19 protein-coding genes are annotated in these 26899 nt (G+C 44.4%); 3 read left to right on the top strand and 16 right to left on the bottom strand.

Going from position 1 to position 26899, the window contains the following annotated elements:
• Positions 1–87 precede the first annotated feature (87 nt).
• Positions 88–7179 (top strand): pullulanase X25 domain-containing protein, encoded by a 7092-nt coding sequence (locus H4K34_RS14410; protein ID WP_210758093.1) that lies wholly within the window; start codon positions 88–90, stop codon positions 7177–7179.
• Here H4K34_RS14410 and H4K34_RS14405 read toward each other — a convergent pair whose 3' ends face one another.
• From H4K34_RS14405 to H4K34_RS14375, 7 genes are all read right to left on the bottom strand, one after another.
• Positions 7180–8511, bottom strand: a complete 1332-nt coding sequence (locus H4K34_RS14405; protein ID WP_210758092.1) for an MATE family efflux transporter — start codon at positions 8509–8511, stop codon at positions 7180–7182.
• A gap of 84 nt (positions 8512–8595) precedes the next feature.
• Positions 8596–10392, bottom strand: coding sequence for a MutS-related protein (locus tag H4K34_RS14400; RefSeq protein ID WP_210758091.1), 1797 nt, complete (start codon positions 10390–10392; stop codon positions 8596–8598).
• Between the two features lie 2 nt (positions 10393–10394).
• Positions 10395–10796 (bottom strand): hypothetical protein, encoded by a 402-nt coding sequence (locus H4K34_RS14395; protein ID WP_210758090.1) that lies wholly within the window; start codon positions 10794–10796, stop codon positions 10395–10397.
• A complete protein-coding gene (locus H4K34_RS14390; RefSeq protein WP_210758089.1) occupies positions 10796–11965 on the bottom strand; it encodes a glycosyltransferase family 2 protein in 1170 nt (389 codons plus the stop codon). Before H4K34_RS14390 ends, H4K34_RS14395 begins: the two co-directional genes overlap by 1 nt.
• Complete coding sequence (locus tag H4K34_RS14385; protein ID WP_210758088.1) at positions 11962–12801, bottom strand: glycosyltransferase; 840 nt, start codon at positions 12799–12801, stop codon at positions 11962–11964. The genes H4K34_RS14390 and H4K34_RS14385 overlap by 4 nt, the downstream gene beginning before the upstream one ends.
• Positions 12794–13939: a glycosyltransferase family 4 protein gene (locus H4K34_RS14380; RefSeq protein ID WP_210758087.1), complete on the bottom strand. Its 1146-nt coding sequence runs from the start codon at positions 13937–13939 to the stop codon at positions 12794–12796. Before H4K34_RS14380 ends, H4K34_RS14385 begins: the two co-directional genes overlap by 8 nt.
• Positions 13923–14828, bottom strand: a complete 906-nt coding sequence (locus H4K34_RS14375) for a glycosyltransferase family 2 protein (RefSeq protein ID WP_210758086.1) — start codon at positions 14826–14828, stop codon at positions 13923–13925. Before H4K34_RS14375 ends, H4K34_RS14380 begins: the two co-directional genes overlap by 17 nt.
• 90 nt (positions 14829–14918) lie before the next feature.
• Here H4K34_RS14375 and H4K34_RS14370 point away from each other — a divergent pair, with 90 nt between their 5' ends.
• The gene (locus H4K34_RS14370) at positions 14919–15779 is read left to right on the top strand and encodes a hypothetical protein (protein WP_210758085.1); all 861 of its coding nucleotides are present in this window, start codon (positions 14919–14921) and stop codon (positions 15777–15779) included.
• Between the two features lie 5 nt (positions 15780–15784).
• A complete protein-coding gene (locus H4K34_RS14365) occupies positions 15785–17248 on the top strand; it encodes an O-antigen ligase family protein (protein ID WP_210758084.1) in 1464 nt (487 codons plus the stop codon).
• 1 nt (position 17249) lies between these two features.
• On the opposite strand, the gene H4K34_RS14360 is transcribed toward H4K34_RS14365, so the two are convergent.
• The 9 genes from H4K34_RS14360 to H4K34_RS14320 form a co-directional block, all read right to left on the bottom strand.
• Positions 17250–19448: a GumC family protein gene (locus H4K34_RS14360; protein ID WP_210758083.1), complete on the bottom strand. Its 2199-nt coding sequence runs from the start codon at positions 19446–19448 to the stop codon at positions 17250–17252.
• A 50-nt stretch (positions 19449–19498) separates the two neighbouring features.
• On the bottom strand, positions 19499–20227 hold the full coding sequence (locus H4K34_RS14355) for a TolC family protein (RefSeq protein ID WP_210758082.1): 729 nt from the start codon (positions 20225–20227) through the stop codon (positions 19499–19501).
• Positions 20227–21384 (bottom strand): sugar transferase, encoded by a 1158-nt coding sequence (locus tag H4K34_RS14350; protein ID WP_281384590.1) that lies wholly within the window; start codon positions 21382–21384, stop codon positions 20227–20229. The genes H4K34_RS14355 and H4K34_RS14350 overlap by 1 nt, the downstream gene beginning before the upstream one ends.
• On the bottom strand, positions 21381–21767 hold the full coding sequence (locus tag H4K34_RS14345; protein WP_210758081.1) for a response regulator: 387 nt from the start codon (positions 21765–21767) through the stop codon (positions 21381–21383). The genes H4K34_RS14350 and H4K34_RS14345 overlap by 4 nt, the downstream gene beginning before the upstream one ends.
• On the bottom strand, positions 21768–22106 hold the full coding sequence (locus H4K34_RS14340; RefSeq protein ID WP_210758080.1) for an Hpt domain-containing protein: 339 nt from the start codon (positions 22104–22106) through the stop codon (positions 21768–21770).
• Between the two features lie 10 nt (positions 22107–22116).
• Positions 22117–23469, bottom strand: coding sequence for a sigma-54-dependent transcriptional regulator (locus tag H4K34_RS14335; protein ID WP_210758079.1), 1353 nt, complete (start codon positions 23467–23469; stop codon positions 22117–22119).
• A gap of 68 nt (positions 23470–23537) precedes the next feature.
• Positions 23538–24851 (bottom strand): lipopolysaccharide biosynthesis protein, encoded by a 1314-nt coding sequence (locus H4K34_RS14330; protein ID WP_210758078.1) that lies wholly within the window; start codon positions 24849–24851, stop codon positions 23538–23540.
• A 9-nt stretch (positions 24852–24860) separates the two neighbouring features.
• Positions 24861–25784, bottom strand: a complete 924-nt coding sequence (locus H4K34_RS14325) for a sulfotransferase family protein (RefSeq protein ID WP_210758077.1) — start codon at positions 25782–25784, stop codon at positions 24861–24863.
• Positions 25759–26892, bottom strand: a complete 1134-nt coding sequence (locus H4K34_RS14320; RefSeq protein WP_210758076.1) for a glycosyltransferase — start codon at positions 26890–26892, stop codon at positions 25759–25761. The genes H4K34_RS14325 and H4K34_RS14320 overlap by 26 nt, the downstream gene beginning before the upstream one ends.
• Between the last annotated feature and the right edge of the window lie 7 nt (positions 26893–26899).

The raw sequence follows: 26899 nt of genomic DNA, 5'->3' as shown, positions 1-26899 counted from the left end.
ATTCCAAACCTCATGTTTATCAAATCTTTAGAAAAATGTTACTACTTTTGAGTCATAAGTGTAAGTTTTACACTAATTAACCTACCAATGAAAAAATCCATCCTCCTTATTGGACTTTGCTGTCTTTTGTTTCAAGTACAGGCCCAAAACCGAAATGTAGAATTCCGCCTGGACCTAAGCGGTTTTAGCCCTAATGCCGCTGGTATCCATATTGCCGGAAACTTCCAGCTGGCAGCAGGCTTCCCTTCTAATTGGGATCCTTCCAGTACTGCGCTAAGTTCACAAGGGAATAATGTGTACTCCGTAAGCGTCAATATTCCCGATGGGAATTATGAGTACAAGTTTATCAATGGTAATTCTTGGGGAAGTGATGAAATTATTCCCGGAGCTTGTTCCGTAAATGGCAACCGAGGCTTAAACCTTAGTTCGGATACCTTGATTGAGATATGTTACACCCTCTGTGTATGCGCACCGGATAGCTTCAATTTAAGCTTTCATGTAGATATGAACAAGGAAGCGGCCTTTTCACCGGGTGTGGATTCGGTAGATATTGCCGGACCATTCAATGCATGGAATGGCAATTACGATTCGAATTACAATTTGAGTGATCCGGATGGTGATGGGGTTTACAGCGGTACTTTTCGATTAGAAGAAGGTCTTTTAGAATACAAGGCTAGATATCATAATGCTGGTGGCACCCAATGGGAAACCGGCAACAACAAACAAATCAATTTTGATCGAGATTCGGTTCTGGCTCAACGCTGCTTTAATGCCGACACCTTCGGAGCTTGCCCCATTCCACCTGATACTTTTAATGTCAGCATTCAAATAGATATGAATGCTGATACTACTTTTAATCCCACTACTGATCAGGTTGATATCGCCGGTGCCTTTAGCAATTGGGATCCGGCTTATAATGCTGCTTATCAATTAAGCGATCCCGACAATGACTTGGTCTACACCGCTCAATTCGCCTTTGCCGAACAGCTCTTAGAATACAAAGCACGCTTCCACTCAAACGGTATCACCAATTGGGAACAGGGTGGAAATAAGACGATCAACTTTAATAGAGATACCATCGTTCCAGTGCGTTGTTTTAGCAGCGATACTTTAGGCAACTGTCCTACCCAAATTGACTCCTTCTATGTCACTTTACAAGTGGATCTCAGTAATGAGAAGGACTTTAATCCAGCTTTAGATTCTATCGATCTGGCAGCAGCCTTCACCAACTGGGACCCTAATTATAATACTACCTATGCTTTAACTGACGCTAACACCGATAGCATCTGGGAGATTACTCTTTACCTACCTGACTCTACCCTCGATTACAAAATCCGCTTTCATAATGCCAATGGGGTGAACTGGGAACCGGGCTTGGATAAGTCAGTAACTTTCTGGTCAGACACCACCATTGCCGTGCGTTGTTTTGGATCGGATACATTGGGCCTCTGCCCTTTTATTCCCGATACTTTTAATGTGACTGTACAAGTGGATCTATCTGCTGAAGCTGGATTTGATCCGACTAGCGATCAAGTAGATATTGCCGGCAACTTTAGCAATTGGGATCCCAACTACAATGCAAACTATGCTTTGACTGATCCCGACAATGACTTGGTCTACACCGCCCAATTTGCATTTCCTGAACCGCTCTTAGAATACAAAGCACGTTTCCACTCAAACGGTATCACCAATTGGGAACAGGGCGCTAATAAAATCGTCAACTTTAATGGGGATACGGTAGTTCCAGTGCGTTGTTTTAGCAGCGATACTTTAGGTTACTGCCCGGCGCAAATTGACTCCTTCTATGTCACTTTGCAAGTAGACCTCAGCAACGAAAAGGACTTTAATCCATTATTGGACTCGATTGATTTGGCAGCCAGCTTCACCAACTGGAACCCCAACTATAATGCAGCTTACGCCCTCTCCGACGCCAATACCGACAGCATCTGGGAGATTACTCTTTACCTTCCTGACTCTACCCTAGATTACAAAATCCGTTTTCATAATGCCAATGGGGTAAACTGGGAACCAGGTCTGGACAAGTCAGTGACTTTCTGGTCGGATACCACCATAGCCGTGCGTTGTTTTGGTTCAGATACCCTGGGTCTTTGCCCTTTTATTCCCGATACTTTTAATGTGACTATACAAGTGGATCTATCAGCCGAAGCTGGATTTGATCCGACTAGCGATCTAGTAGATATCGCTGGTGCTTTTAGTAATTGGGATCCGGCTTATAATGCTGCATATCAACTCAGTGATCCCGACAATGATCTGATCTACACCGCCCAATTTGCCTTTGCTGAACCGAACTTAGAATACAAAGCTCGTTTCCATTCCAGCGGCATTACCAATTGGGAACAGGGCGCTAATAAAATTGTCAACTTTAATGGCGATACGGTAGTTCCAGTGCGTTGTTTTAGCAGCGATACTTTAGGTAACTGCCCGGCTCAAATTGACTCCTTCTATGTCACTTTGCAAGTAGACCTCAGCAACGAAAAGGACTTTAATCCATTATTGGACTCGATTGATTTGGCAGCCAGCTTCACCAACTGGAACCCCAACTATAATGCAGCTTACGCCCTCTCCGACGCCAATACCGACAGCATCTGGGAGATTACTCTTTACCTTCCTGACTCTACCCTAGATTACAAAATCCGTTTTCATAATGCCAATGGGGTAAACTGGGAACCAGGCTTGGATAAGTCGGTGACCTTTTGGTCGGATACCACCATTGCCGTGCGTTGTTTTGGTTCGGATACCTTGGGCTTCTGCCCTAATATTCCCGATACTTTCAATGTGACTGTACAAGTAGATCTGTCCGCCGAAGCTGGATTTGATCCGACTACCGATCAAGTAGACATTGCCGGTGACTTTAGCAATTGGGATCCGGCTTATAATGCTGCTTATCAACTCAGTGATCCCGACAATGACCTGATCTACACCGCTCAATTTGCCTTTGCCGAACCGATATTAGAATACAAGGCCCGCTTCCATGCCGGTGGTATCACTAATTGGGAACAGGGTGGCAATAAGACCGTCAACTTTAGTGGCGATACTGTAGTTCCGGTTCGTTGTTTTGGTTCCGACACCCTGGGTAACTGCCCGGCGCAAATTGATTCCTTCTATGTCACCCTGCAAGTAGATCTTAGTAATGAAAAGGACTTTAATCCATTGTTGGACTCGATTGATTTGGCAGCCAGTTTCACCAACTGGAACCCCAACTATAATGTAGCTTATGCCCTCACGGATGCTAATACCGATAGCATTTGGGAAATCACCTTATACCTACCCGATTCTACGCTGGACTACAAAATCCGCTTTCATAATGCCAATGGGGTGAACTGGGAACCAGGCTTGGATAAATCGGTAACTTTTTGGTCCGATACCACCATTGACGTGCGTTGTTTTGGTTCGGATACCTTGGGCCTATGTCCCAATATTCCCGATACTTTCAATGTCACTTTGCAAGTAGATCTATCAGCTGAAGCTGGATTTGATCCCAGCACTGACCAGGTAGATATCGCCGGTGCTTTTAGCAATTGGGATCCGGCTTATAATGCAGCTTATCAACTCAGTGATCCTGACAATGATTTGATCTACACCGCTCAATTTGCCTTCCCCGAACCGCTCTTAGAATACAAAGCTCGCTTTCACTCCAGTGGCATCACTAATTGGGAACAAGGCGGCAATAAAACGGTCAACTTTAATGGCGATACTGTAGTTCCGGTACGTTGTTTTAGTTCGGATACTCTGGGGAACTGCCATGCGCAAATTGATTCCTTTTATGTCACTTTGCAAGTGGATCTCAGTAATGAAAAGGACTTTAATCCAGCTTTAGATTCTATCGATCTGGCAGCAGCCTTCACCAACTGGGACCCTAATTATAATACTACCTATGCTTTAACTGATGCCAATACCGACAGCATCTGGGAAATCACTCTTTACCTACCCGACTCTACCCTCGATTATAAAATCCGCTTTCATAATGCCAATGGCGTGAACTGGGAACCAGGCTTGGATAAATCGGTAACTTTCTGGTCGGATACCACCATAGCCGTGCGTTGCTTTGGTTCGGATACTTTGGGCCTTTGCCCCAATATTCCCGATACTTTTAATGTGACTATACAAGTGGATCTATCAGCCGAAGCTGGATTTGATCCGACTTCCGATCAGGTTGATATTGCCGGCGCCTTTAGCAATTGGGATCCCAACTACAATGCAAACTATGCTTTGACTGATCCCGACAATGACCTGATCTACACAGCTCAATTCGCCTTTGCCGAACCGATCTTAGAATACAAAGCCCGTTTCCATTCGGGCGGCACCACCAATTGGGAACAGGGCGGTAATAAGACGGTCAACTTTAGTGGTGATACTGTAGTTCCTCTGCGTTGTTTTAGCAGCGATACTTTAGGTAACTGCCCTGCGCAAATTGACTCCTTCTATGTCACTCTGCAAGTGGACCTCAGCAATGAAAAAGACTTTAATCCGGCTTTAGATTCTATCGACTTAGCCGCTTCATTTAGCAATTGGGATCCCAACTATAATGCAGCTTATGCCCTCACGGATGCTAATACCGACAGCATTTGGGAGATCACTTTATATCTGCCCGATTCCACCCTCGACTACAAAATCCGCTATCATAATGCCCAAGGGGTGAACTGGGAACCAGGCTTGGATAAGTCAGTGACTTTCTGGTCGGATACCACTATTGACGTGCGTTGTTTTGGTTCGGATACTTTGGGCCTCTGCCCCAATTTACCTGACACTTTTAATGTGACCTTAAATGTTGATTTATCGAATGAAGCAAGCTTTAATCCGGCCGTTGACTTCGTAGATATTGCAGGCTTTTTCAGCAACTGGAATGGAGCTTATGATCCCAACTATCAATTAAGCGATCCGGATGGAGACCTTATCTATACCGGTCAATTTGCTTTTGCCGAACCGCTCTTAGAATACAAGGCTCGTTACCATTCAAGCGGTTCTACCAACTGGGAAAACGGCGCTAATAAAATAGTCAACTTCAACAAGGACACGGTTGTAGGAGTACGCTGTTTTGGCAATGATTTCCTCGGAGCCTGTAATCCGGTAATCGACACCTTCTTTGTTAGTCTGCAAGTTGATATGAACTATGTAACCGGTTTTAATCCCTTGACCGACTCTATAGACATTGCCGGAGCATTCAGCAATTGGGACCCCAACCTTAACCTCACTTACCTAATGAGCGACCCGGATGGAGATCTGGTTTACGATTACACTATTTATGCCCCGGAACCTCTGCTCGAATACAAAGCTCGTTTCCATTCCAGCAATGGGACCAATTGGGAAAACGGAGCTAATAAATTAGTGAACTTCAGTTCCGATACGCTTATTCCGGTGCGTTGCTTTAACAGCGATACGGCTGGTGCTTGTGTGGCTCCTCCTCCCAGCCCGGGAATTCGTTTTGAGCTCTCCAATCTGATTTTAGCTGAAGCCAGTGGAACCACCCCTATCGCATTAATACTTAGTCCCAGCAATGCCAGTGCTGATACCGCTTTGATTTTGATTTCTAAAGGAAATGGAGCGAGCAATTCCGACTTCAGCACTTTACCCCTGGCTACTAATGATAGTCTTTACCTTCCCATTCCAGCGAATTCGGATACCCTCTATTTCGACCTCCAAATCGTGGATGATTTGCTAGTGGAGAATACAGAGCAAATTAGCTTCCAATTGCAAAGCAGCAGTCAAGGTCTATTGCAAATTGGTAGTCCGGCTAATCTGCTAATCAGTATTCTCGACAATGATGTGCCCAGTATCCCTAATTACAGCATTGCAGATATATCATCCCAACAAGCCAATGGCTTAGCCGATTCTATCAGTGTTTACTGCCGATTGAGTGGCGTGTTGAATAGTGTTGACTTCAAGGGTGGTAGCGGATATGATTTTCACATCGCTGATGGCTCTAATGCCCTGCATATTAGCAGTCCTCTGGACCTAAACGGCTACTCGAATCCCAGCTTGGGAGATTCAGTTGTTTTCATCGGGCAAATCGCTCAAAGCAATGGCCTCTTAACTTTAATGGCTGATAGTCTTAAATGGATCAGTGCTAACAAGCCTCTGCCAAACCCTATCCTGGTAAACGCCTATCGCGATAGCGAAGAAAGCCAGATCATCAAAATAGGGCCTCTCCATTTTGTAAACCCAGCTAATTGGCCAGCTAGTGGAAATTCAGCTAGCCTATTAATGACCAATGGCCCTGATACCCTGAGTTTGCACATTGATGCCGATACGGATATTGACGGTCAAAATGCCATCACTGGAAACTTTGAAGTGACGGGTGTCTTAAGTCAAAATGACCCCAGCCTTCCTTATACCGAGGGCTATTTTATCCGTCCACGTTTTTACAGTGATTTTACGCCCATCAATTCTGTAGCTATCTGTATCAGTGAAATTATGCCCAATTCTGGATTGGCTTGGCCGATACAAGGAGATTGGTTTGAAATCTATAACTATGGAAATATCCCGATCAGCTTGAATGGTTTTAGTTGGGATAATAGTAGCGGACAAAGCGGAGCCCATAGCATTAATGGAAACTGGAGCCTGGCCCCCGGCGAAAGAGCCATCCTCGCTGATGTTCAGGCCCCATTCGCCGCCACCTGGATTTTTGATTGGAAACAAAATGGGAATAATCTCCCCCTTTTAATTCGCGATCGAGATTTCAATGGCTTTGCCTCTTTGAACGCCCAGGGTGACGCTATTCACCTCTTTGATTCTCAAGGTCATTTAGCAGCCTATTCCGCTTATCAAGGTAGCGATGTGCTGCGCGGCTATAGCTTAGAGTTCGATACCCTGGGTAGTTTTAGCAGTCGGGCAGTAAATGGTTTACGAGGTGCCTATGTTTCTTTGGGTGGTGATGTCGCCAGTCCAGGAAACTTAAGTCCCATTGGCTTAGACGAAAATGCCTATTCCCCATTTGAAATTTATCCAAATCCCGCGCAGGACTTCCTGAAAATTGAAGCCAACAACTTCATGCAAGCGCAGGTACAATTAATAGATCAGGCGGGGCGTCCGGTTGGAAAATGGACCTTAAATGGCCAATCCCTTGAATTAAATACTTCGCAATTGGCAGCAGGAATTTACCTGCTCAGTATTGAAAGTGATGGCTACAATTACAATTATCGAATCAGCCTAAAACCTTAATTATCGGATATAAGGATTTTTAGATAAGAGCCACCAGGCTAATACTGCCGAGCCCATATCCGCTATGGGGAAGGACCACCATATACCATCTACTCCCATCCAATGCGGAAGAATTAGAATAAGCGGGATTAGGAAAAAGCCTTGCTTACTTAAAGCCAATATCAAGGCCCTTCGAGCTTGACCAATAGCTTGGAAATAAGCGGAACCCAAGAAGGATGTGGGTAAGAATGGATTTGCTGCAAAAACCCAGCGCAAAGCGGGAACCGTCATGGCGATTAAAACCGCATCTTCGGTAAAGACCCTCACTAAGGGCTCTGTTAAGGTCATGATTAGGATAAAGATCAATATCGAAATTCCGGTAGACCAGAAAAATGCCAGACGACTGATCTGGGTAACTCTTTCGTACAGTCTTGCTCCATAGTTATAGCCTAAAATGGGCACATAACCTTGGGTAATTCCCAATACCGGGAAGTTCACGAACATCAATAAGCGACTCACAATACCATAGGAAGCCAGAGCCATTTCGCCTCCAAAGGCAAATAAGGAATTATTGAGCACCACGCTTAGCAATGAAATAGTGCCTTGTCGTGCCAGCGTTACAGAACCCAGTTTACTGATCTCCTTGATTAAGGACCAGGAAGGCTTGATGCAGCTCCAGCTTAAGCTCATCTCTGAGGGCCCAAAAAGAAAGTAAATAAGGGTAAAAAGAGCACCAGCCACATAGGATATACAGGTAGCCCACGCGGCCCCTTCAATACCCATATCCATCCCCACAATAAAGATGGGATCGAGGATAATATTGGAGAGGGCCGGAATGATCATGGTAAACATGGCGATCCGTGGATAGCCCTCGGCCCGAATCACATTATTGGCCATCATCGACCAGGCCAGAGCGGGTATGGCTGGTAGTAAAATTTGAAAGTAAGCCAGGGCTGGTTCCAAAACGGCTCCCTTACCGCCAAATAAACGCAATAAAGGAATTTGGAAGAAATAAGCCGTGAGAACAATCAGCACCGAAAGGCTGAGAGTAAGGGCTATCTGGTTACCGAAAGTCCGCTGCACCTTGCCATGATTATTTTCGCCCATAGCCCGAGACAGCACCGACCCACCCCCAATACCAATGGCCATCCCAATGCTGGAAATCAAAAAGGTAATGGGAAGGTTAACCGTAATTGCGCCAATGGCTAATGAGCCTACATAGCGCCCAACAAAGAGGGTGTCTACGATGCCGTACACCGACATCACCAAAATGCCAACCGAGGCAGGAATAGCTTGTTTACGAAGAAGTAATCCGAGAGATTCGGTTCCAAAGTTTTGTTTTTCTCTTGCCATTTGCGGCGCGAAGGTACTCCGAAATGAGCAGCCCCAATGCAGGCATAGAACTTCTTAATGATAAATTAGGATTTAGCTTTTTCGCTAAGCCTGTTCTTCATCAATTAAGCCATAACGGCGCATTAAAAGACTGGCATTGGGAGTTTTACAAATCCCTTCTCGTAATTTATAGTCGAACAACAGCTCTTCACCCTCCACTCTGGATTCGAAAAATGCCGCTCTAAAATTCGGATTAGTATCCGCAAGATGTGCTATATCTACATCATGGGTGGCAATTATCCCCCAGGCTTCACGGCCTTCTATCTGGCGCAATAGTCCACGGGTACCATTTTGCTTGTCATTTGAATTGGTGCCCCGTAAAATTTCATCTAGTAAAAAGAAGGAATAACGCTCGGTATTCAAGCGATCTAAGAGGGCACGTAAACGTAAAATCTCGGCTTGGAAATAACTGGTTTCATTGCGCAAATCATCCTGAGGGTTCATGCTCGAAAGCAATTGAAAGGGATAAGCCTGGAAGCGCTCTGCACAAACCTTGGTTCCCATCTGTGCCAAAATTAGGTTGACCCCTAAACTGCGCAAGAAGGTGCTCTTCCCACTCATATTGCTACCCGTAAGAATAATGTATTTGGGACCGGTCATTTCAAAGTCATTGGCTACCCTTTGCTGGGCTGGGATTAAAGGATGCGCCAGAGACTTTATGCTCAGTTTCAATTCCTCTTTAAGTTCTGGATAACAAAAATCAGGGTGGTTCGCCTGATAATTGGCCAAACTTAAATAGGCTTCCATTTTATAGATTCCCTCTAACCATTGGCCCAGACTGGAGGCATGTTTACGATGCCAGTTTTCAAGCGCTTTTAAACGAAAAAGGTGGTAGAGAAATAAGGAGTTGAGCACTACCAAAGCAATAGCATTAGCCGCTTGATCGAGGCTATTTAGCAATTCCGACAGTTGCTGCCATTTTTTGCCCACCCCTCTATTTAAATCATATTGCGCCTTAAAAGCCTTTCCGAAATCCGTTTCTAAATCCCGCGCCTCCAGCTTTAAGAGCATTTGGCTAAAGCCGGATAAAATTTCACTTACCCGGCCCAATTTAAGCTGCTGTTCACGTAAAACTTTGCTACGGCTTGAAAGCAAAATCAAGTTAAATACGGCACTATAGAGCAAGGGATAAAAGTTTGACACGGTGCTTTCTAGAGCAAAGCGAATCAAGAAAAACCAGAGTGCTGCCAAACCAATCCCCATCGGCAAATAGAACCATTGGGGGAAGGCACTAAAACCTGACTTCGACCAGGCTTCCAATTGTTCCTTTAGTCCAGCTTTATCCTCCACCCCATTGTTAAGGGCGCGGTATTCCATCAGCCACTCTGCATCCGCTTCCAGCTCGCTAAAAAAGGCTTGACGGGATTGCCAATTTTGCCAGTCGGGCTCTAACATTTCCTCAGCCAGAGCAGTGGCTCCGGGGCTGGTTTTCGCTCTACTAATATGATGATGTAAGGAACCTTCGCCGAAGAAATCCAGTTCACGGGCATAGGCATGCTGAGCGGGTGCTTTAAAATCAAAAGCAGGACGAATTCGCTTCCCATTAAGGGCTGCCAATTCTTCCTGTGCCATGGCCAACAATGAATCGGTAAACTTTAAATTTTCGCGGGTTTGAGCATGACTTCGAACTATCCCTAAAAATAGAGCCAAGCCTGGTAACCAAGCCCAAAACCAATCTGGCTTTCCTTCGCCCTGCATGGCAAAATAGCTAAGCAATAAAAGGGCAATAATCACTGAGGCGCGCAGCCAACTTTGGTTGCGGCTTTTAATTTTTAATTTCTTTAGGTCTTTTTCGGCTTTCGCCTGAAGGGCCTTTAAGAATTGTATTCGCTTATCAATCAAATTTAAAATGCTTTAGCATCGGTATCAGGCTGCAGATAAAATGCTGAGTCGGAGAAACTGGTATAAGGCTGATGAAAGAGATTGTAGACAAACAACTGATCTCCCATTTTCTTAAAGTAGCGAAATCCCTTCTGTAATCGGGCTAATTCCACCTCATCACCTTTGACCATAAATACGCCACTTTCGCGCACCAATTGATCTGAGCCCATTAAACTGGGATGCACAATTTTATAGAAACCATTAGAGCTTAACTCCAATTTTAAATCAATCTCTGTTTCCGGATTTAGGCTTAAAACCCCATAGTAAGATCCGGCTACCGCAGCCAGGTCTTTTTGTTCATTCACGGCCTCTCCACAGGAGATAAGGCTCAAACTTAAGAGACCGATATAAATGAAGGTCCGCATCAGGCCTTAGCCCTTTTAGCCCTCTCCCAAGTTGCCTTTTGTGAACCTTTTAACCAACGGAAGAAGCCCGCAAAAACGGCATAGTTCATCATTAAGAAATAATAGGGCACAAAAAGCGCTTTCACTCTTATCGCTCTATTCTCGAGGAACCATCCTAATAAGGCTAATAAGTAAAAGGCTATCTGAGCATAAAAGAGATACTCATAAAGAGGACCAAGCTCAATGAGAAAATAATTCAGAACAAAGATCAATGGTAAGGCTAAGGCCGATATGGACCAGCGCAATACCCGATGCGAAATGTACTGAAATGTTAATACCGGATTGGGAATAGGAATCAGAATGGGTAACAAGCGTGCCATGGATTGCCAACCTCCGGCGGCGATCCGAACCTTACGCTTTAGTTCTTCCTTTACATTATCGCTAGCGGTTTCGGCTGCAAAGGATTCGGGTTCATACTTAACTCGATATCCTTGTTGACAGATACGCATGGTTTGGACAAAATCATCCAGAATGGTATCTGCTTCCAAATCTTGCACTAATTCGCTACGGAAGGAAATTAACTCACCGGCCGCGCCAACAATGGTATAGAGCTCACTATCCCATTTTTTAAGGGTCGATTCGTACTTCCAATAAAGGCCTTCACCGGCAGCACTGGCCGTATCTGCTCCTTTGCTAAGTACCCGTTTTTCGCCACTTACGGCTCCAACTTTAGGATCGGTATAATGACGTACCAAATTGCGGATACAAGCCGGATTGAGATAGGTATTGGCATCGCAAAAAACCACGATGGGCGTGTTTACCAAAGTCATAGCACGATTCTCCGCTGCAGATTTTCCCGCGCGAATATTCTCATGCGTCACCTCAACGCCTTCTATGCCTTCTAAAATTTTGGGAGTATTGTCCGTAGAACCATCCGTAATAAAAAGAATCCGCAGCTTGTCTTTTGGATAATCCAGTTCCAGGCTATTTTGGGCCTTATCGGCAATATAATCTTGCTCATTATAGGCCGGAATCACCAGGGTAACTTCGGGCTCAAAGCTGCTGTCAAAAGCCTTTTCTTTTACAAAGATCCTTTTAATGCGAACCAAGATAAAGAGCAGGATTCCATAGCCCAAATAGGTGTAGAATACCAAGGCCAGGGCTAACCAAAAGAGTAGTTCTATAATCATTGTTTCTGCTTACTTAAATATTGCGGAATCCGCTTCAAATGGGTGCTAAGGCGTTGTGTCAGAGTTTTGAATAAGGATTCATCGATCAATACATTTCGTAAAGAGGAATGAGAGAATGCTTCGCGACTATCATCAAAAATGATCTTCCCTTTATCCTGCATTCGAAAGGCTAGATCCCCATCTTCGCCCCTACCTACGCCCATGGTAAAACCGCCAATTTCACGAGCAATATCGGCCCTATAGGCTAAGCTACCACCCAGGCAATTTAAATGAGGTCGTTTAGAATGCCGCATTTTCGAATTCACCCAGCGAAGGTTCTGATAAAGCTGTAAATCCAGTGGATAGCGATTATCGAAGGTGTAGAAACTGTATTGGCTGCAGGCCATCACCACTTCCGGATCCTTAAAATGGCTGAGCATCTGATCTACCCAATCCGGATTATAGAGATTGTCGCCATCCGCACTAAGAATAATTTTTCCTTTGGCGGCATTCAATCCAGCCTGACGCGCCTCTGCCCAACCAGCTTGCATTTCGTCCATCACTTTAACTCCCAAGCGCTCGGCTATTTCTTTAGTACGATCACTAGAACCGTTATTCACTAGAATGAGCTCTACCGACTTATCGGTTTTTTGCTCCCCAATACTAGCCAAAGAAGCAAAGAGGTAACGCTCCTCATTTCGCGCAATCATTACAATGCTGTAATCAGGCTTTTCGGCTTGAAAACGTGCTAATTCAGCTCGACGTTTTATCCAATCATCCGGACGGATACTATCAATATCCAAGGATAGATATTGAACCAGTTTCTGAACGGCTTTTGATGGAATGAAATTAGGCATGCGCGTCCATTAGTTGGGTGTATACTCTTAAGGTCTCACGCGCAGTATTCTCCCAACTGAAAGATTTACTGCGTTGCAAGCCCTTTTCTACCAGACTTTGACTTAGGGTCGAATCGCTGATCAATTGATGCAGTCCTTCGGTAATATTTTCGGGCTTAGTAACATCCACTAATAAGGCCGCATCTGCTGCGACTTCTGGTAAGCTGGAGGTTTGACCACTTAATACCGGAGTTGCACAAGCCATGGCTTCCAAAAGCGGAATTCCAAAACTTTCGCGTAAGCTGGGATAGAGAAACACTTTGGCCTTGCTAATTAAGGCGGGCATCTCTGCATTGGGTATATAGCCTGTGTTTTGAATCTGATCCAATTCGGCTTCCAAGCCTGCTTCCTGCAGATGTTTGCGGATTACCTCTCGGTCTAAGTCGCCAACCATCAGTTTATAGTCATGACCATAGCGATGACAATATTCAGCGAAAGCCACTAGGGTATTGGCGGTGTTCTTTTTGGGGTCGGTATTCCCTAAAAAGAGCACATAATTATCTGGCAATTGATATTTCTGGGTGATGCGCTCCAATTCCTTTTCATCTTCTACCGGCTTGAAGTGTTTGCTCACACCATTGTACACCGCAATTAGATTTTCGGTAGGTAAATCTTTAAAGTAATTATGGATGGTTTGGCGTTCATAATTGGAAACGGTAATAATCTTCCGCGCTCGGTTTACGAGTCGGCTCACCACCGCCTTCCGATAGAGGTTCCCAAAAAGTTGATAGGGGGTATAACCCTTGCCCATCACATTTTTCACCTCCATATAAATGATATCATGGATGGTTACCACCAGGGGTACCGGACAAAATACCGGTGCGGTATTGGAGGTGCAGTGCAAAATATCCAGCTGGTACTTCTTGGCCATCCGCGGAAGCTTAATTTGCTCCCAAATGGGATAGGATCCTCCAAATTCAATAATCTTAAAATTGGAACTTTCCTGAATAACCTGGTTGTCGGGCCCCTCATTCACAAAAATGAAGTACTCGTTTTCCTGGTCAATATGTTGCAGTTCCCGGATCAATTCCAGCACCACGAAATCCATTCCGTGTTTCTTTTCTCGAAAGATCCTTTGGGCTTCAATACCTATCCGCACTATCGCTTGCTTTGTGGGTTAAATTATATACATAGCCTCGCCAAAAGGCACGGGCTTGTTCAAATTCCTTTCTCAATCCAAAGCTGATTAAATTTTTTGGAAGGGCCACCAATCCAAAGTAGAGGTAATTTAACAGCTGGGTGAAGGCAGCATAATTCCGACGCGCAAATAAGAGTCGGTTTCGGGTGAGGTAATAGGTTTTCAGGGGGCTGTTTCTTCCGGTAGATACCGACTCTTTATGCCAGAGAAATGAGTAGCCGCAATACCAATTTTCGTAGCCCGCTTGCCTAATTCTTTCGCACCAATCCAGCTCCTCATAGTAGAGAAAATAATCATCGCGCATCTCCCCTACTTTATCGATCACTGCTCGCGGTACCATCATAGCGGCCCCATGGCAAAAAGGTACGGGATAAGCTTTGGTATACTGTCCTTCATCCAATTCACCATCCCCTATTCCTGAATTACGAAGGGTGATTTTATTCATCTCCGTGCAACCAGCAAATTGGATTTTCTGTGGTTCATCAAAGTAGCGAATCATCGGGCTAAGTGCTCCCAAATTATCCAGGCCTGAAGCGAATTCTAGAATGGGCTCCAAGAAATTTTCCGGAACCTCGGTATCATTATTAATCAGGAATATATAGTCCCCATCGCAAAGAGGGAGGCCTAAATTATTACCACCGGCAAAACCTAGATTTTCTGTCGATCTAAGGCATTTAAATTGTGGCTTTTCGGATAAAGCTTGCTCTAATTCTTGAGACTCGCTCGCATTATCTACCACAATACATTCCCAATTCGAATAAGTCATCTTTTCTAAAGAGCTCACTAAATCGAGCGTAACTGCTGATTGCTTGTAGTTTACGGTCAGAAAAGAAACTTTTGCTTGCTGCACTGGGAATTGTTAGCTATTGCGTAAAAATAATTTGAATTAGGGCCTAAAACAAGCAATTGAGAAATTTAAATTTGTGATAAGCTCCAAGCTATGCGCGCATTTCTGATTGCATTTTTTCTACCCCTACTGTTGCTGGCCCAGGAACGTGAAAACCGAAACCTTCCGATTTTCGAAAGCATTCCCTATTTCAGTATTTCCGATTCTATTGATGGATGGAGCTATAGCCGTGATGGCCAGTGGCTTTCTAAAGAAAATACCATACCTGTAATTGGCATTTCTCGCAATAAAGCTTTTTACGAAGACAATGAAAATGCCCTGGGCATTGATAATATCAAAGAACTCAAAGCCTATAAAATCAAGTATGGTACGGATACCCTTATCTGCTTGGTTAAGGTTTTTCAGGATGGTGCTTATCGCTATCCTAATCGTCGAAAGGGCTGGAAAGAATACACTTCTGCTTATTTCTGGATTGTTTACTATCGTGATTTACGCAATGCTCTGAATTATTTCAATGCCCAAGACAGCAATGAAGCCTATGTGCTGCGCATTCGTTCTTTGGAGGGCCGCTCCCTTACGAATGTGAATGAAGAAGATATACTGGAGGAGATTAAGCAAACTACCATTGTAAAACCAGAGTTCGACAGGAATTTGGTTTTAACCGTACAGAAAGGTGATGACCCTCTTTTGCTGCGCTTCCACCTTTGCTCCCTACACGTAGTTTTTAATGATGTGGAAGGGGTGCCTAAGAACTTCACGAAGCAAGGGCGTTCTCTTTATGGCTCGGTGGTATTATTTGATTTTCTCTACTTCGAAACCGATAAGGCTGAGTTTATGAAGATCTTAGACCTAGATGCCAATTTTGAAAAGCTTCTGGAAAACAAGGAAAGTCCTGTATTTTTAAAGGATCAGGAATCCGCATCTTCGGTGAGCGATAGCCTGGATGGCATTTAAAGCCTATGCGACTTGTTGTCCCCACTAAATATCAGCAATACTTAAAATACCTCTTTGCGATTCTATTTGGAATAGCCGGGGGCTATATTCTGTCGAAAGGAGGGATTGTCGCTGCCATTGGCATCATGGCCTTACCCCTGGTTTTGGTCTATGTCTACTATTTCGCCAAAAACCCGAAGATTGGTCTTTATACCGCTTTTATAATTGCCTTTCTTATTCCTACGGTTGGGCGATATGTACCGGGAAATATTCCATTGGGTTTGGGAGTGGACATATCGCTAGTTCTCACCTTAATATTTCTCATTCTGCGTGACTGGCAGAAGGTCGACTTCTCGGGCTGGAATCACATCTTTTCACTTTTGATGATCGCCTGGATGGGCTTTGTAGTGCTGCAATTGGCTAATCCTATGGCTTTATCGGTGCCAGCCTGGTTCTACGCCATGCGGGGCTTATCCCTCTACCAGATGCTAATGGTAGTAATTGCCTTTGTTCTCTTTCGGGATAAAAAGGACTTCAAAACCTTTTTAAGAGTCTGGTTAATTTTCTCCGTTATTGGTATTGCTTGGGGCTTAAAACAAAAAGTTTTCGGCCTCGATCCCTTCGAAAACCGCTGGCTGATGTCGGGGGCTTATGTTACCCACCTGCTTTTTGGCAAACTGAGGATCTTCTCCTTTTATACCGATGCTGGTATTTACGGCCCCGCCATGGGATCGGTTACCGTTTTCTGTGGCATATTGGCTTTGGGTCCCTTTTCCTTGCGCAAGCGAATCATCTATGGCCTGATCGCCGTTTTTGCCCTTTATGCCATGTTGATTAGTGGTACTCGTGGTGCCCTAGCCGTACCGGGAGCTGGAGGGGTCTTATACCTTATCCTAATCAAGAACAAGCGACTTCTCATCTTTGGCGCTTCGGTAATGCTTTTTGGTTTTGTCTTTTTAAAGTACACTAATATTGGTTCGGGGAACTACGATATACAGCGCCTTCGATCCGCCCTCGACCCCAATGATGCCTCCTTAAATGTGCGGGTACAAAACCGAAAAATGCTGAGGGCTTATTTGGCGGACAAACCTCTGGGTACCGGTGTGGGTAGTGCAGGTTTTTGGGGGCAGCGTTTTACACCTTGGACTTGGATGGCCAATTTCCCCACCGATGGCCTCTACACCAGGGTAAGAGCCGAAACCGGAGTATTTGGCTACACCATTTATGTGTATACCTGGATCTTTCTGCTGGTCTATGGCAGTTGGCTCTGTTGGAATTATAAGAATCGAGAAAAACGCTATTATGCCATGGCGGCATTAGCCAATTTTGCTGGTATTTTGGCGGCTTCTTATGGTAATGAGATTCTCAACCAGATTCCGGTAAACTTTACCGTTTTGATTCCACTCACCTTTGTTTTCACCATGAAATACTGGGATGAAGATGGTGTGTATCGCATCCCTGAAGAGCGTAAGCATAAAATCTTTAAATAGCTTAAAGCCTACCTTTTACCTGGCGGGTATCACGCTTTTTCCCTCTCCCAAAAGCTCCGGTCTTTAGCTGCAGGCTCAAGATTCCTTTAATAAAGCGACGCAACCAACTGCGATCCTTGGCAATCTCACCCAGCACTGAACTCATATAATCCGGTTCTACCCCATTTAAAAGCAAACGAGGTTGGAATCCTAAGGTATCAGAAAACTCTTCCAAAGCAGTGGCATCGGCACGGTTCCAGTTTCTGAAAGCCCCGGTAACACAGATGGAAACATTAAACTGATCCAATAAATTGAGCGGATAAGGATTGGTTAGTACGGCTCCCAGAACCAGGAATACGTAGTCGTAAAGCATTGGATCAAAACCCATGGGAATGAGCTCCGTAATATGCTCTGCGTTCACAAAATCCTTATCATTCTTATAGGTGATATAGTCGTAATAAGGAGTTTCGCCTTTGGGCAATTCCTTGGGGCCCATAACCAATACCCTAAAGTTTAGGCTTACCAGTTCATTGGCCATTACATGCGTACAAAGTTGTTTCCCATCTCCCTCTCGGGTACTGAATACCAGAATATTCTTGGCCATTTGTCGGGATCCCTTACCCTTGGCTTCCAAACGAAGGTTTTGCACTACTAAGGCCGCCGACTTTTCATGTAACCATTCGAAGTCTACATTCTTCACTTCACTGCGTGCCGTAAGATCCGGATAAGCACCAATCAGCTTCATCTTGGTTTGCTCCTCACCGCGTTCCGGGGTACGAATGGTAGAGTCTAATAACTCCTTCATTACCACAAAAAGGAATGGCACAACAAATCCCATAATGGCACCCACCATAATCAACATTGCGACCTTGCTGGGATTAGGATCATGCGGGAAGGGCGGTGGTTGCGTTACTACCTGACCGCCACTGGAAACCATCTCTCCCCTTTGGCGTAAAAGAGCCTGGTTCAAGCTATTCAATAATTCGAGGTAGTTAGCTTCTTTAATATCGATATCACGTTCTAAGCGCGCAAACTTGGAACCCAAGGGGGCGTATTTATCGTACTGCTCCCGGAAGTATTGCTTCCGCTTTAAGAATACCTCTACCCTGGCATTGGCGGCATCCAAAGCCAAAGATGCATCCAGCCAAGCACTAATAATGGTCGAAACCGGAATACCTTCGGTGGTGCGACTATAAGCATAGCGAGTAGCCAGCATATTGCGAACTTCCTCTTCTATATGCATTGCTTTAGCCCGCAATTTTCGAAGCAGGTCAGCATCGTTCAAATAAGTTTCGAGCTCCGCAATTTTGGAGCGCATATCAATTAATTCCTGCTTCTTATTGAGGATATCATTCCCCAATTGCACCATAATATTGTTGAGCGCCAATTGCTCCTCCAGTTTCCGAAGGGCCGCCATGGCAGCTTGCTGTTTTGCAATCTCCGCCTGGTACTCATCCTCCATTCGTTCCTTCTCGATAGTTAAAGAACGAGTTTGCTCCTGGTAGTTGATTACGCGGTTTACAATCCGAAATTCCTGTAAATGCTCTTCTGCCGCAGCCAGCGCTCGAGCGGCCTCATTAACCTTTTCTTCAAAATAGCCAACCACACTGGCGCTTTGCTCTGATTTGATGAGGGCCATTTTACTCATAAAAACCTCATTCAGAATCAACAAGGTATTTTGAGCGATGCCCGGATCTTGATAAGAATAGTAAATCCGCAAGAGGTCGGAGCTTTGTACCCGACTAACGCCAATGGAAGAAATACGCTTCCAACTATAAGGGGAATCCCCTCCTTCAAAGGTGGACTTTACGCGATCATCATCCCAATGCAATTCTTTGTAGCGGTACAGATTGGTGAGCGTAGAATCGACGCTATAGGGTACCAGCAACTCCTGCTCCACGCTATCGGGAATCTTCCAGCGGAAATGGCCCCAATATTCTTGTCCGATATAAGCTGGATCCGCACTATCCAGCATCATATGCTGAACTAATAGTCGCATCCCAACTTCTTCCAGGGTTTCACGCGACTTAATAATATTAATCAAGTTATCGAACTCCGTAGCCGAGGTAAGGAAATCTACCTTTACATTGTCTACCGCATCTACATTAATACCCGAAGCAATACCGGTAAAGATCTCCGTTTGGGTTTCGTAAGTTTTAGGAAGGTTGCGGGTAAAAAAGGAGGTAACCACTGCCAGTGTGATAGAACACAGCAGGAACAAGTTTAAGTTCCTATTGAGAAGTCTAAAAAACTGGATCAGGGTCATTGAGACTAATTATCATTAAACTTACTGAAAGGCACGCCTACTAAGCGCTCAAGCCTGCGGTAAGTGTCGTAAAACTGGGTTTTTAAGGTAATGTAATTTGTGGCCCACTTGGTGCGAAGGTCCGCGTTCTGCCCAAGCTCATCCAACGAAATTTCGCCGCGAATATACTTGGCTTCTGACTGTTCATAAATGAATTGTGCAGATTCTTTTGCATTGGTGGCTTCCTTAATCAAATCGCGAAGCATAAAAAGTCGGCTGAAAGTTTCTTCCACCTCCGTTTCAATCTCAATAACCGTTCGCTGCTTTTGGGCTTCTTCTGCCATACTTGCTGCCTTGGACATCTTTCCAGCATCCCTCTGGCCAAAGAACATACTCAAGGGAATTTGGGCATTGATACCATACTGAAAACCCTGAATGAAGATATTACCATCGCTAGCTCCACTGGTTCCCAGGTTGTAATTGGTATAAACTCTTACGCCTTCCATCCATTGATTACGACCGATGCCGATTTCATATTCGAACATCAATTGTCTTTGGCGATAGTATTCAATTTGCGGAGCATTGGCCACCGCCGAATCAATCAATAAGTTTAAAGGAGGCAGATAATCGGCCAGGTCAATGATTAAGGAATCTTCACTGACTGCTTTCTCGGTCCGTCCGAAAGTTTGGGCCTGAACATTAGTAAGGCTTATCAGGCATAGGAATCCCAGTAGCAAAAACAGTTTTCGCAACATCAAACATTTTCTTTTTGAAACAATGCTGGAATGGTACGCAGGATCAAACGAATGTCGTTCCAGAAGCTGAAATTCTGAGCGTACTTATTGTCCAGACCTTTGCGTTCTTCCTCACTCATGCTGCCACCACCACGCTTTTCTACCTGCCATAATCCGGTAATTCCAGCTGGTGCCAAAAATCGCTGACTCCAATCATCCGAAGTTAATTGCTCCGCTTCGTAGAGTGGCAAGGGTCGGTTCCCTACGATGGACATATCCCCCTTCAGTACATTGATAAGCTGTGGAAGCTCATCAATACTGGTATTACGGATAATCTGTCCTACTCGGGTAATGCGCGGATCATTCTTAAACTTCACAAAAGTTCCGGCAGCTTGCTTGCGACGCAGTTCCTGGTACTCCTCTTCGGTCATGGGCGAACCATCCTTATTAATCAATTGTGGCGCTGAACTGTGATGGGCCTTTTCCTTTGGGATACTGGTTTTACCTTCAGCCTCAGCTTTTTGCGCCTCCTCAGCGTATTGATTTAAATGCTTTAATTCTTTCAGGCGTTGATCGGCATCGGTGTACATGGATCGCAACTTGTAGAAGTCAAAAACCCGATATCCGGTTCCTACCCTTTTAGAGATGTAGTAGACCTTTCCTTTCGACTCCAGTCGGATGGCAATAACGGTTGCAATGAGCAAGGGAGATAAGAGCAATAATGCGGTACCAGCCACAGCGATGTCGAAAATGCGTTTGGCCACCGGAATCCGATACTCCGTTTTTTGCATTTCCCGCTTTTGATGCAAGCGCCAGTCGAGCATGGAATGATAGAAAGGAACCTTATTGATTACCGTTTCCAGCTGCTCGCGATTCCAGGCTACTTCCATTATACCCTGCTTCAGGTATCTTTCGCGCACTTTTTGGGATAAGCGATTTCCCACCAGAATAAAGGGGATGCCTTTTTCATTCAAGAGCCCCGAATAACGTTCAAAGATTTCATCCCCTCTTAAACCTTTGAGCTTGGTTTCGGAAACCACCAATTCAACTTCGTCTAAATCATCCAACTGATTGTAAAAACCTACCACATTGCGCACGGCTTTAAGTCGATCGCCGAACTTCGCAGTGAGGATGGCTTCAACCTCATCCAGATCGCCAATGTATATAACGTTTTTCACCCTTTCAGTCGAATTAAGTTATCAATTCGGAGACGTAATTCCTCCGGGTTAAAAGGCTTGATCAAATAATCATTGGCCCCTAATTTCAGACACTTAATACGTTCAGAGCTACTCTCTTCTCCAGAAAGTACAATTAAAGGAACATCGTAAAAGAAACCGCTTTCGCGAATACGCTGAATGTATTCGAATCCGTCGATTTCTGGCATATTGAGATCGGCAACCACCAAATCCGGAATGTTTCCGGAATACATCCACTCTAGGGCTTCTTTACCATTCTCCAGGGCCACCACATCGTAACGATCCTTGAGAATTTGCTCCAAAAGCTTGAGCATGATCGGTTGGTCATCGATCACCAAAATTTCTTCTCGTTTATTGGCCTCCATCTAAAATTGCTTTAATTGTTCGAAAGCAATTTGAAGTTCCTGATCCACTCTTTGAAGCTTAGCGCGAGTTTCGTCATTATTAATGCCCTCTTTACCCATTTGCTCCAGGTCCCGAATATCCTGGGTAATGGCATTAATTCCGAACATATCTACATTAGGCTTGATCTTGTGGGCAATAGCTCCCAAAGTGGCCAAATCACCACTACTGTGGGCATTCTTCATCTCGTCTAACTGACCAGGGGTATGTTCTAAGAAGGTAGCCACCATCATGGCTACGAATTCTGCATCACCGCCGCCCAGTTCCTCGAGTTGGGAGAGATCATAGACTTTGTCTGACATGAGAATGAATTTAGTTTATGTTGATTTCCTTATTCTTGATCATTCGGTAGAGGGTGCTTTTACCAATATCCAGGCGCTTAGCCACTTCCACCACATTATTGTCATTTTTCCGCAGATAGTGTTCAATCAATCTACGGTTGTACTCCTTTAGACTTAATCCCTCCGATACTAAGGTATCCATTTCATCAGTAACAGAGTTAAAATTCAAGTCTTTTTCCTCAATTACTCCACTATCGCAAAGTACTGCAGCCAGCTCCATTATCGCTTTTAATTCTCGCACATTTCCAGGCCAGGGATAAGATAATAATCTTTGTTGCGCCTCAGGGCTGATGCGTATATCACCAAAATCATTCTCACGGCAAAAGTCCTGCAAGAAATGCTTGGCTAACATCATAATATCACCTCCGCGCTCACGCAAGGGAGGCAGGTGAATGGGTAAGCCCAGTAATCGATAATAAAGGTCCTCGCGGAAATTACCAATACGCACTTCCTCTTTCAAATCTCGATGGGTAGCCACCAAAATGCGTGTATTGATTTTGACCGCTTTATTGCTTCCCAATCGTGTTACTTCCTTCTCCTGCAATACTCTTAAAAGCTTGGCTTGCAGGTTCACATCCATCTCCCCGATCTCATCCAGAAATATGGTTCCACCATCGGCCTCCTCAAACTTTCCTATGCGCTTGGATACAGCGCCTGTAAAGGCCCCTTTCTCATGTCCAAACAATTCGCTTTCCAGCAATTCACTGGGAATAGCGGCAATATTGATTGACACCAAAGGTTTGCGGCGAAATTTAGAATTATAGTGAATAGCCTTGGCTACCAATTCTTTACCCGTACCAGTTTCACCTGTTATGGAAACAGTGATATTGGTTTGAGCCGCTTTTTCAATCAGCTTAAAAACCTTTTTTAATCCCGGACTACCGCCAATGATATTGCTGAAATCGTATTTGAGATTTACCTCTTCGCGAAGCACATCAATCTCCTTGCGGAGTCGAGCATTCTCGCGAATATTATTCAAGGCTTTCCAAATACGATCCTTGGCATTTACGTCCTTAACGATATAATCATAGGCACCTTCACGCAGGAGATCTACCGCGGTACCCACATCTTCCTGACCAGAGACAATCAAAACTGGCAAATCGGAATGCTGTGATTTTATGCGTTTTAAAACGTCAATTCCGCTTAAATCGGGCAAAGAATAATCCAGTAAAATACAATCCGGAACCTTGTGCAATTGCTTTAGAAAAGAAGCCGCGTCACTAAAGTGCTCCACCTCATTATCGGGATTTAAGCCCAAGTGGTGCATTAAAAGCTTGGCATAGGGGATGCTATCCTCTACCAAAAAAATTCTCATCAAAGACATAGACGCTGACTTATCCCAAATTTAGGACTTAATCCCAGTTTGGGAAAACAGCTATAGGCAGATAAAGCCTATTTTCTCACAGGCTTTTTAACAAAATTGAGGATTTGCACTGTACCCAGTTTGAGCCAGAACAGCAAGCGCAAGGGCACTCGATCGCGCATATAATAGAAACCTAGCAAGGTTCCTACGCTAAAGGTGATGATGGAAATAGCCGCCACCCAAGGCAAGCTTTGGAAAAAGTACAATACCACAATATCACCTAGGATATTCACGCTAAGCATTACAATCACCTTACGCATATTAATTTGCGGGCGATTTAAAACATCCAAGCCAACCCCGGCATAGCGATCCAGGGCACTAAAGGCCATGAAGATGGCGAATATGCGTAGGATTATTGCCGAGTCTAAATACTTCTCCCCTCCCATCAATAAAACCAGCGGTTCAGCGAATATAAATGCTCCAATGGCCATAGGGAGCAGCAATACAAAGGCAAAAGCAGTAGCCGCTTCAAACTCGCGTTTAAAAGCTTCTTCATCACCCGCTTTATTAGAGCGAGCCAAGCTTGGAAAAGAGAAGCTAACCAAGGCTCTGAGTGGAATGTCGATCAAGTTTACCAATCGGTTGGGCACCTGATACAGCGCCACAGCTTCCGGCCCCATGAAAATTCGAATCAAGAAATCATCACTGCCACGCAATAGGGTTCCGCCGATGAGAGTTCCCATCGTATATCGACCAAATTTGTACAAACGGGAGATACACTCTTTTTGAGCCCGACGAATTTGCCGCAGTCCATCCCAATCGAAAATGAGCGCAATCCAAGATGGGTTAAAATTGGAAATAACCGTAATCCACATGATCGCCCATAAACCGTAACCGAAGTAATAGGCCCACAATACTCCCACAAAATTGAATACCTGATTACTCAGTCGCAGCCAAATCAATAAATCAAAACGCAGATCGGCATTTAAACGCCATTGCGCCATATTAGAAGGTATGGTGCTTATTGCCTGGATAGGAATAAACAAGGCATAAATAAGAACCTCTTCACTGGGTTGATAAAGATACCAAGCCAACATGGCCAAACTTAAAGGCCCGGCAAACACCACCGTACTTAAAAAGGAAAAGGCCCAGGAACTCCCTATAATACCTCGCTTTTCCTCCTCATCATCCGACTCGGCCATGAACTTGATAAAGGGCTTCCCCACCAAGCCATTGCGAAGCATTTCGAAGGTGGTAATTATCGCTAGATAAATCCCATAAATACCAAACTCCTCCTTAGTTAAGGCTCTGGCCAAATAACCAAAAGTAAGAAGGGCAAATGCCGCTCCCAGCACGGAAGTAACCATACTGAGGAACTTTTGGGATTTTAATTTTTGTAGCAAATTGAAAATTTAGAGCCAGTGTTTCAAATCGCGTTTAATAAGCTTTTGCAAGTTCTCAATATCCTCGCGGTAAATCTCATTAATAATGCGCTGCTTCAATTTAGGATCAAAATCGGGTTTTTCCAGATTTTTATTACGAACATTATTTAACCAGCGGTTCACAGTTACACTGCCCTTTAGCTGGCGATGCAAGCCCGGAGCAAATTTCTTCAAGAAACGAATGGGAGCACTTTCCTGCCCTACAATGGCATCCACAGATTTGTTGCGCACCTTGCCCGATTTATTGTAAACCACATCGGTACCCACTTTCACATTGGGATCTACCCCTAAAAATTGAAAAGCTTCTTTCACAACCTCATCGGTCTTGCCGATAAAATCTTCGTACAAGAAAACCTTAATCTGATCTGCATCGAAGTGCTCGAAATAGGGCTTTAATTGGCGATAGTAAAATCCTTCATTCACTAAATCCGGACGACGCCACCAAATTGATTCTTTATTGAAAACTTCATTCAGATCACCTCCCTCCGGAATTTCATTCTCACGAACCAAATGGAAATAGCGGGAAAAAATTCGATCGGCCGGATGACGTAAAATTGCCATCAATTTTGCCTCTGGCACATAGTGCTTAATCCGCTGCCAGGCGTCTTTATTACTGATATAAGTATTCGAAACCTCTCCCTTTAACTGATCAGGCTTAGCCTCCTTAAACAGAGCTAGGTAATCTTCGAGTTTATAAACAGAATTAAAATAATGCTCCTTATCGGTAGGATCAGTCAGAGTTTCCGGATCTAAAAGTTCGTAGGCAAAGAAGTTCGGTTCCTTATCGCCCATAAAAATCTTAGGATGCTGATTGAGGTATTCATGCAATGAAGTGGTTCCGGATTTACCGGCACCAATCACTACAAAATCAGGAAGTAGCGCCTTCTGATCCATTAAGTGAGTTTTCGAGTTGGTTAATTATTTCACTGAATTCGTCTACCCGACCATACCAGGAATTAAGCTTCGCAAACTGTGCTCTTTCCCGTCGTTTGATCGGACTATCGTTTTCAATTTCCCATTTCAGGGCTTGGGCAAATCCCTCCGCATTATCATGCAGACTAGCGATGTTTTCAAAATCACTCAATTCACCAAAGCGAGTAGAAACCACCGGAATTCCCGTAGCTAAATACTCATTGATTTTTAGAGGATAAACCCCTTTGGTAAATTCATTAATTTCAAAGGGAATGATTCCCACAGCACAGGTTTTTAGGAAGGCAGGCAATTCTTTAGCTGGTTTGGAACCTAGTAATTTCACATTGGGATATTGCTTTAAAATCTCCTCAATGCGCTCCTCCATCACCTTGCCTACAAAATGAAATTCGTAGTCGGGAAAACGTTTAAAACATTCCTCCAACAAATGATAATCGGAACGAAAATCAATAGCACCTACATAGCCAATAATGGGGGCTTTAGGCTCTTCGGTATATCCTGAATGGAACAAATCAAAATTCACCCCATTCTTCACTAAATAGCATTGGGGAGTTTGGGGTGACTTAGTTTTGAGCAATCCGGCCGAAGTAACCACTGTGGCATCCACCATCGCTAAATATTGCGATTCGGCGGGAGCACCATGTTTTGCCGCCCAATCGGCTGCGGCTATTTCATCGTAACAGTGGTAAATTTCTACTGAATGAGGCAATTCATTCTTAGAATAAGCACCAAAATCGGGATTAAAGGAATTAATCAATACGGTGTCCTCCCCCATATTCAGGCGCTTCATAGCCTTGCGAATGGCCCTATTCACCCTTTTCACATTCCAGCGATGCAAAGCCTCATAGAGGGCACCCTGGGGCAGGAAATTAGTAGGTAAAATGGGAGGTGGCGTTAATAGATGGAGCTTTCCTCCTTTCTCCTGAGGAAAAGTTTGGATACGATCCTTAAGTCCTATGATTTGCCAAAAACCCGGATTATTCTCCCCTTTAATTAAGCGTTGAAGGGCATCCTTCCAGGTAAACTGATAGTCGACATACAATACTTGGTTCTCTTCCGAGAAGACCTTCATCAGCTCA

It is taken from the genome of Croceimicrobium hydrocarbonivorans (genome assembly GCF_014524565.1).
Classification (GTDB): domain Bacteria; phylum Bacteroidota; class Bacteroidia; order Flavobacteriales; family Schleiferiaceae; genus Croceimicrobium; species Croceimicrobium hydrocarbonivorans.
The sequence above is the reverse complement of the archived record's forward strand: the minus strand, read 5'-3'. Positions and strand labels throughout refer to the sequence as shown.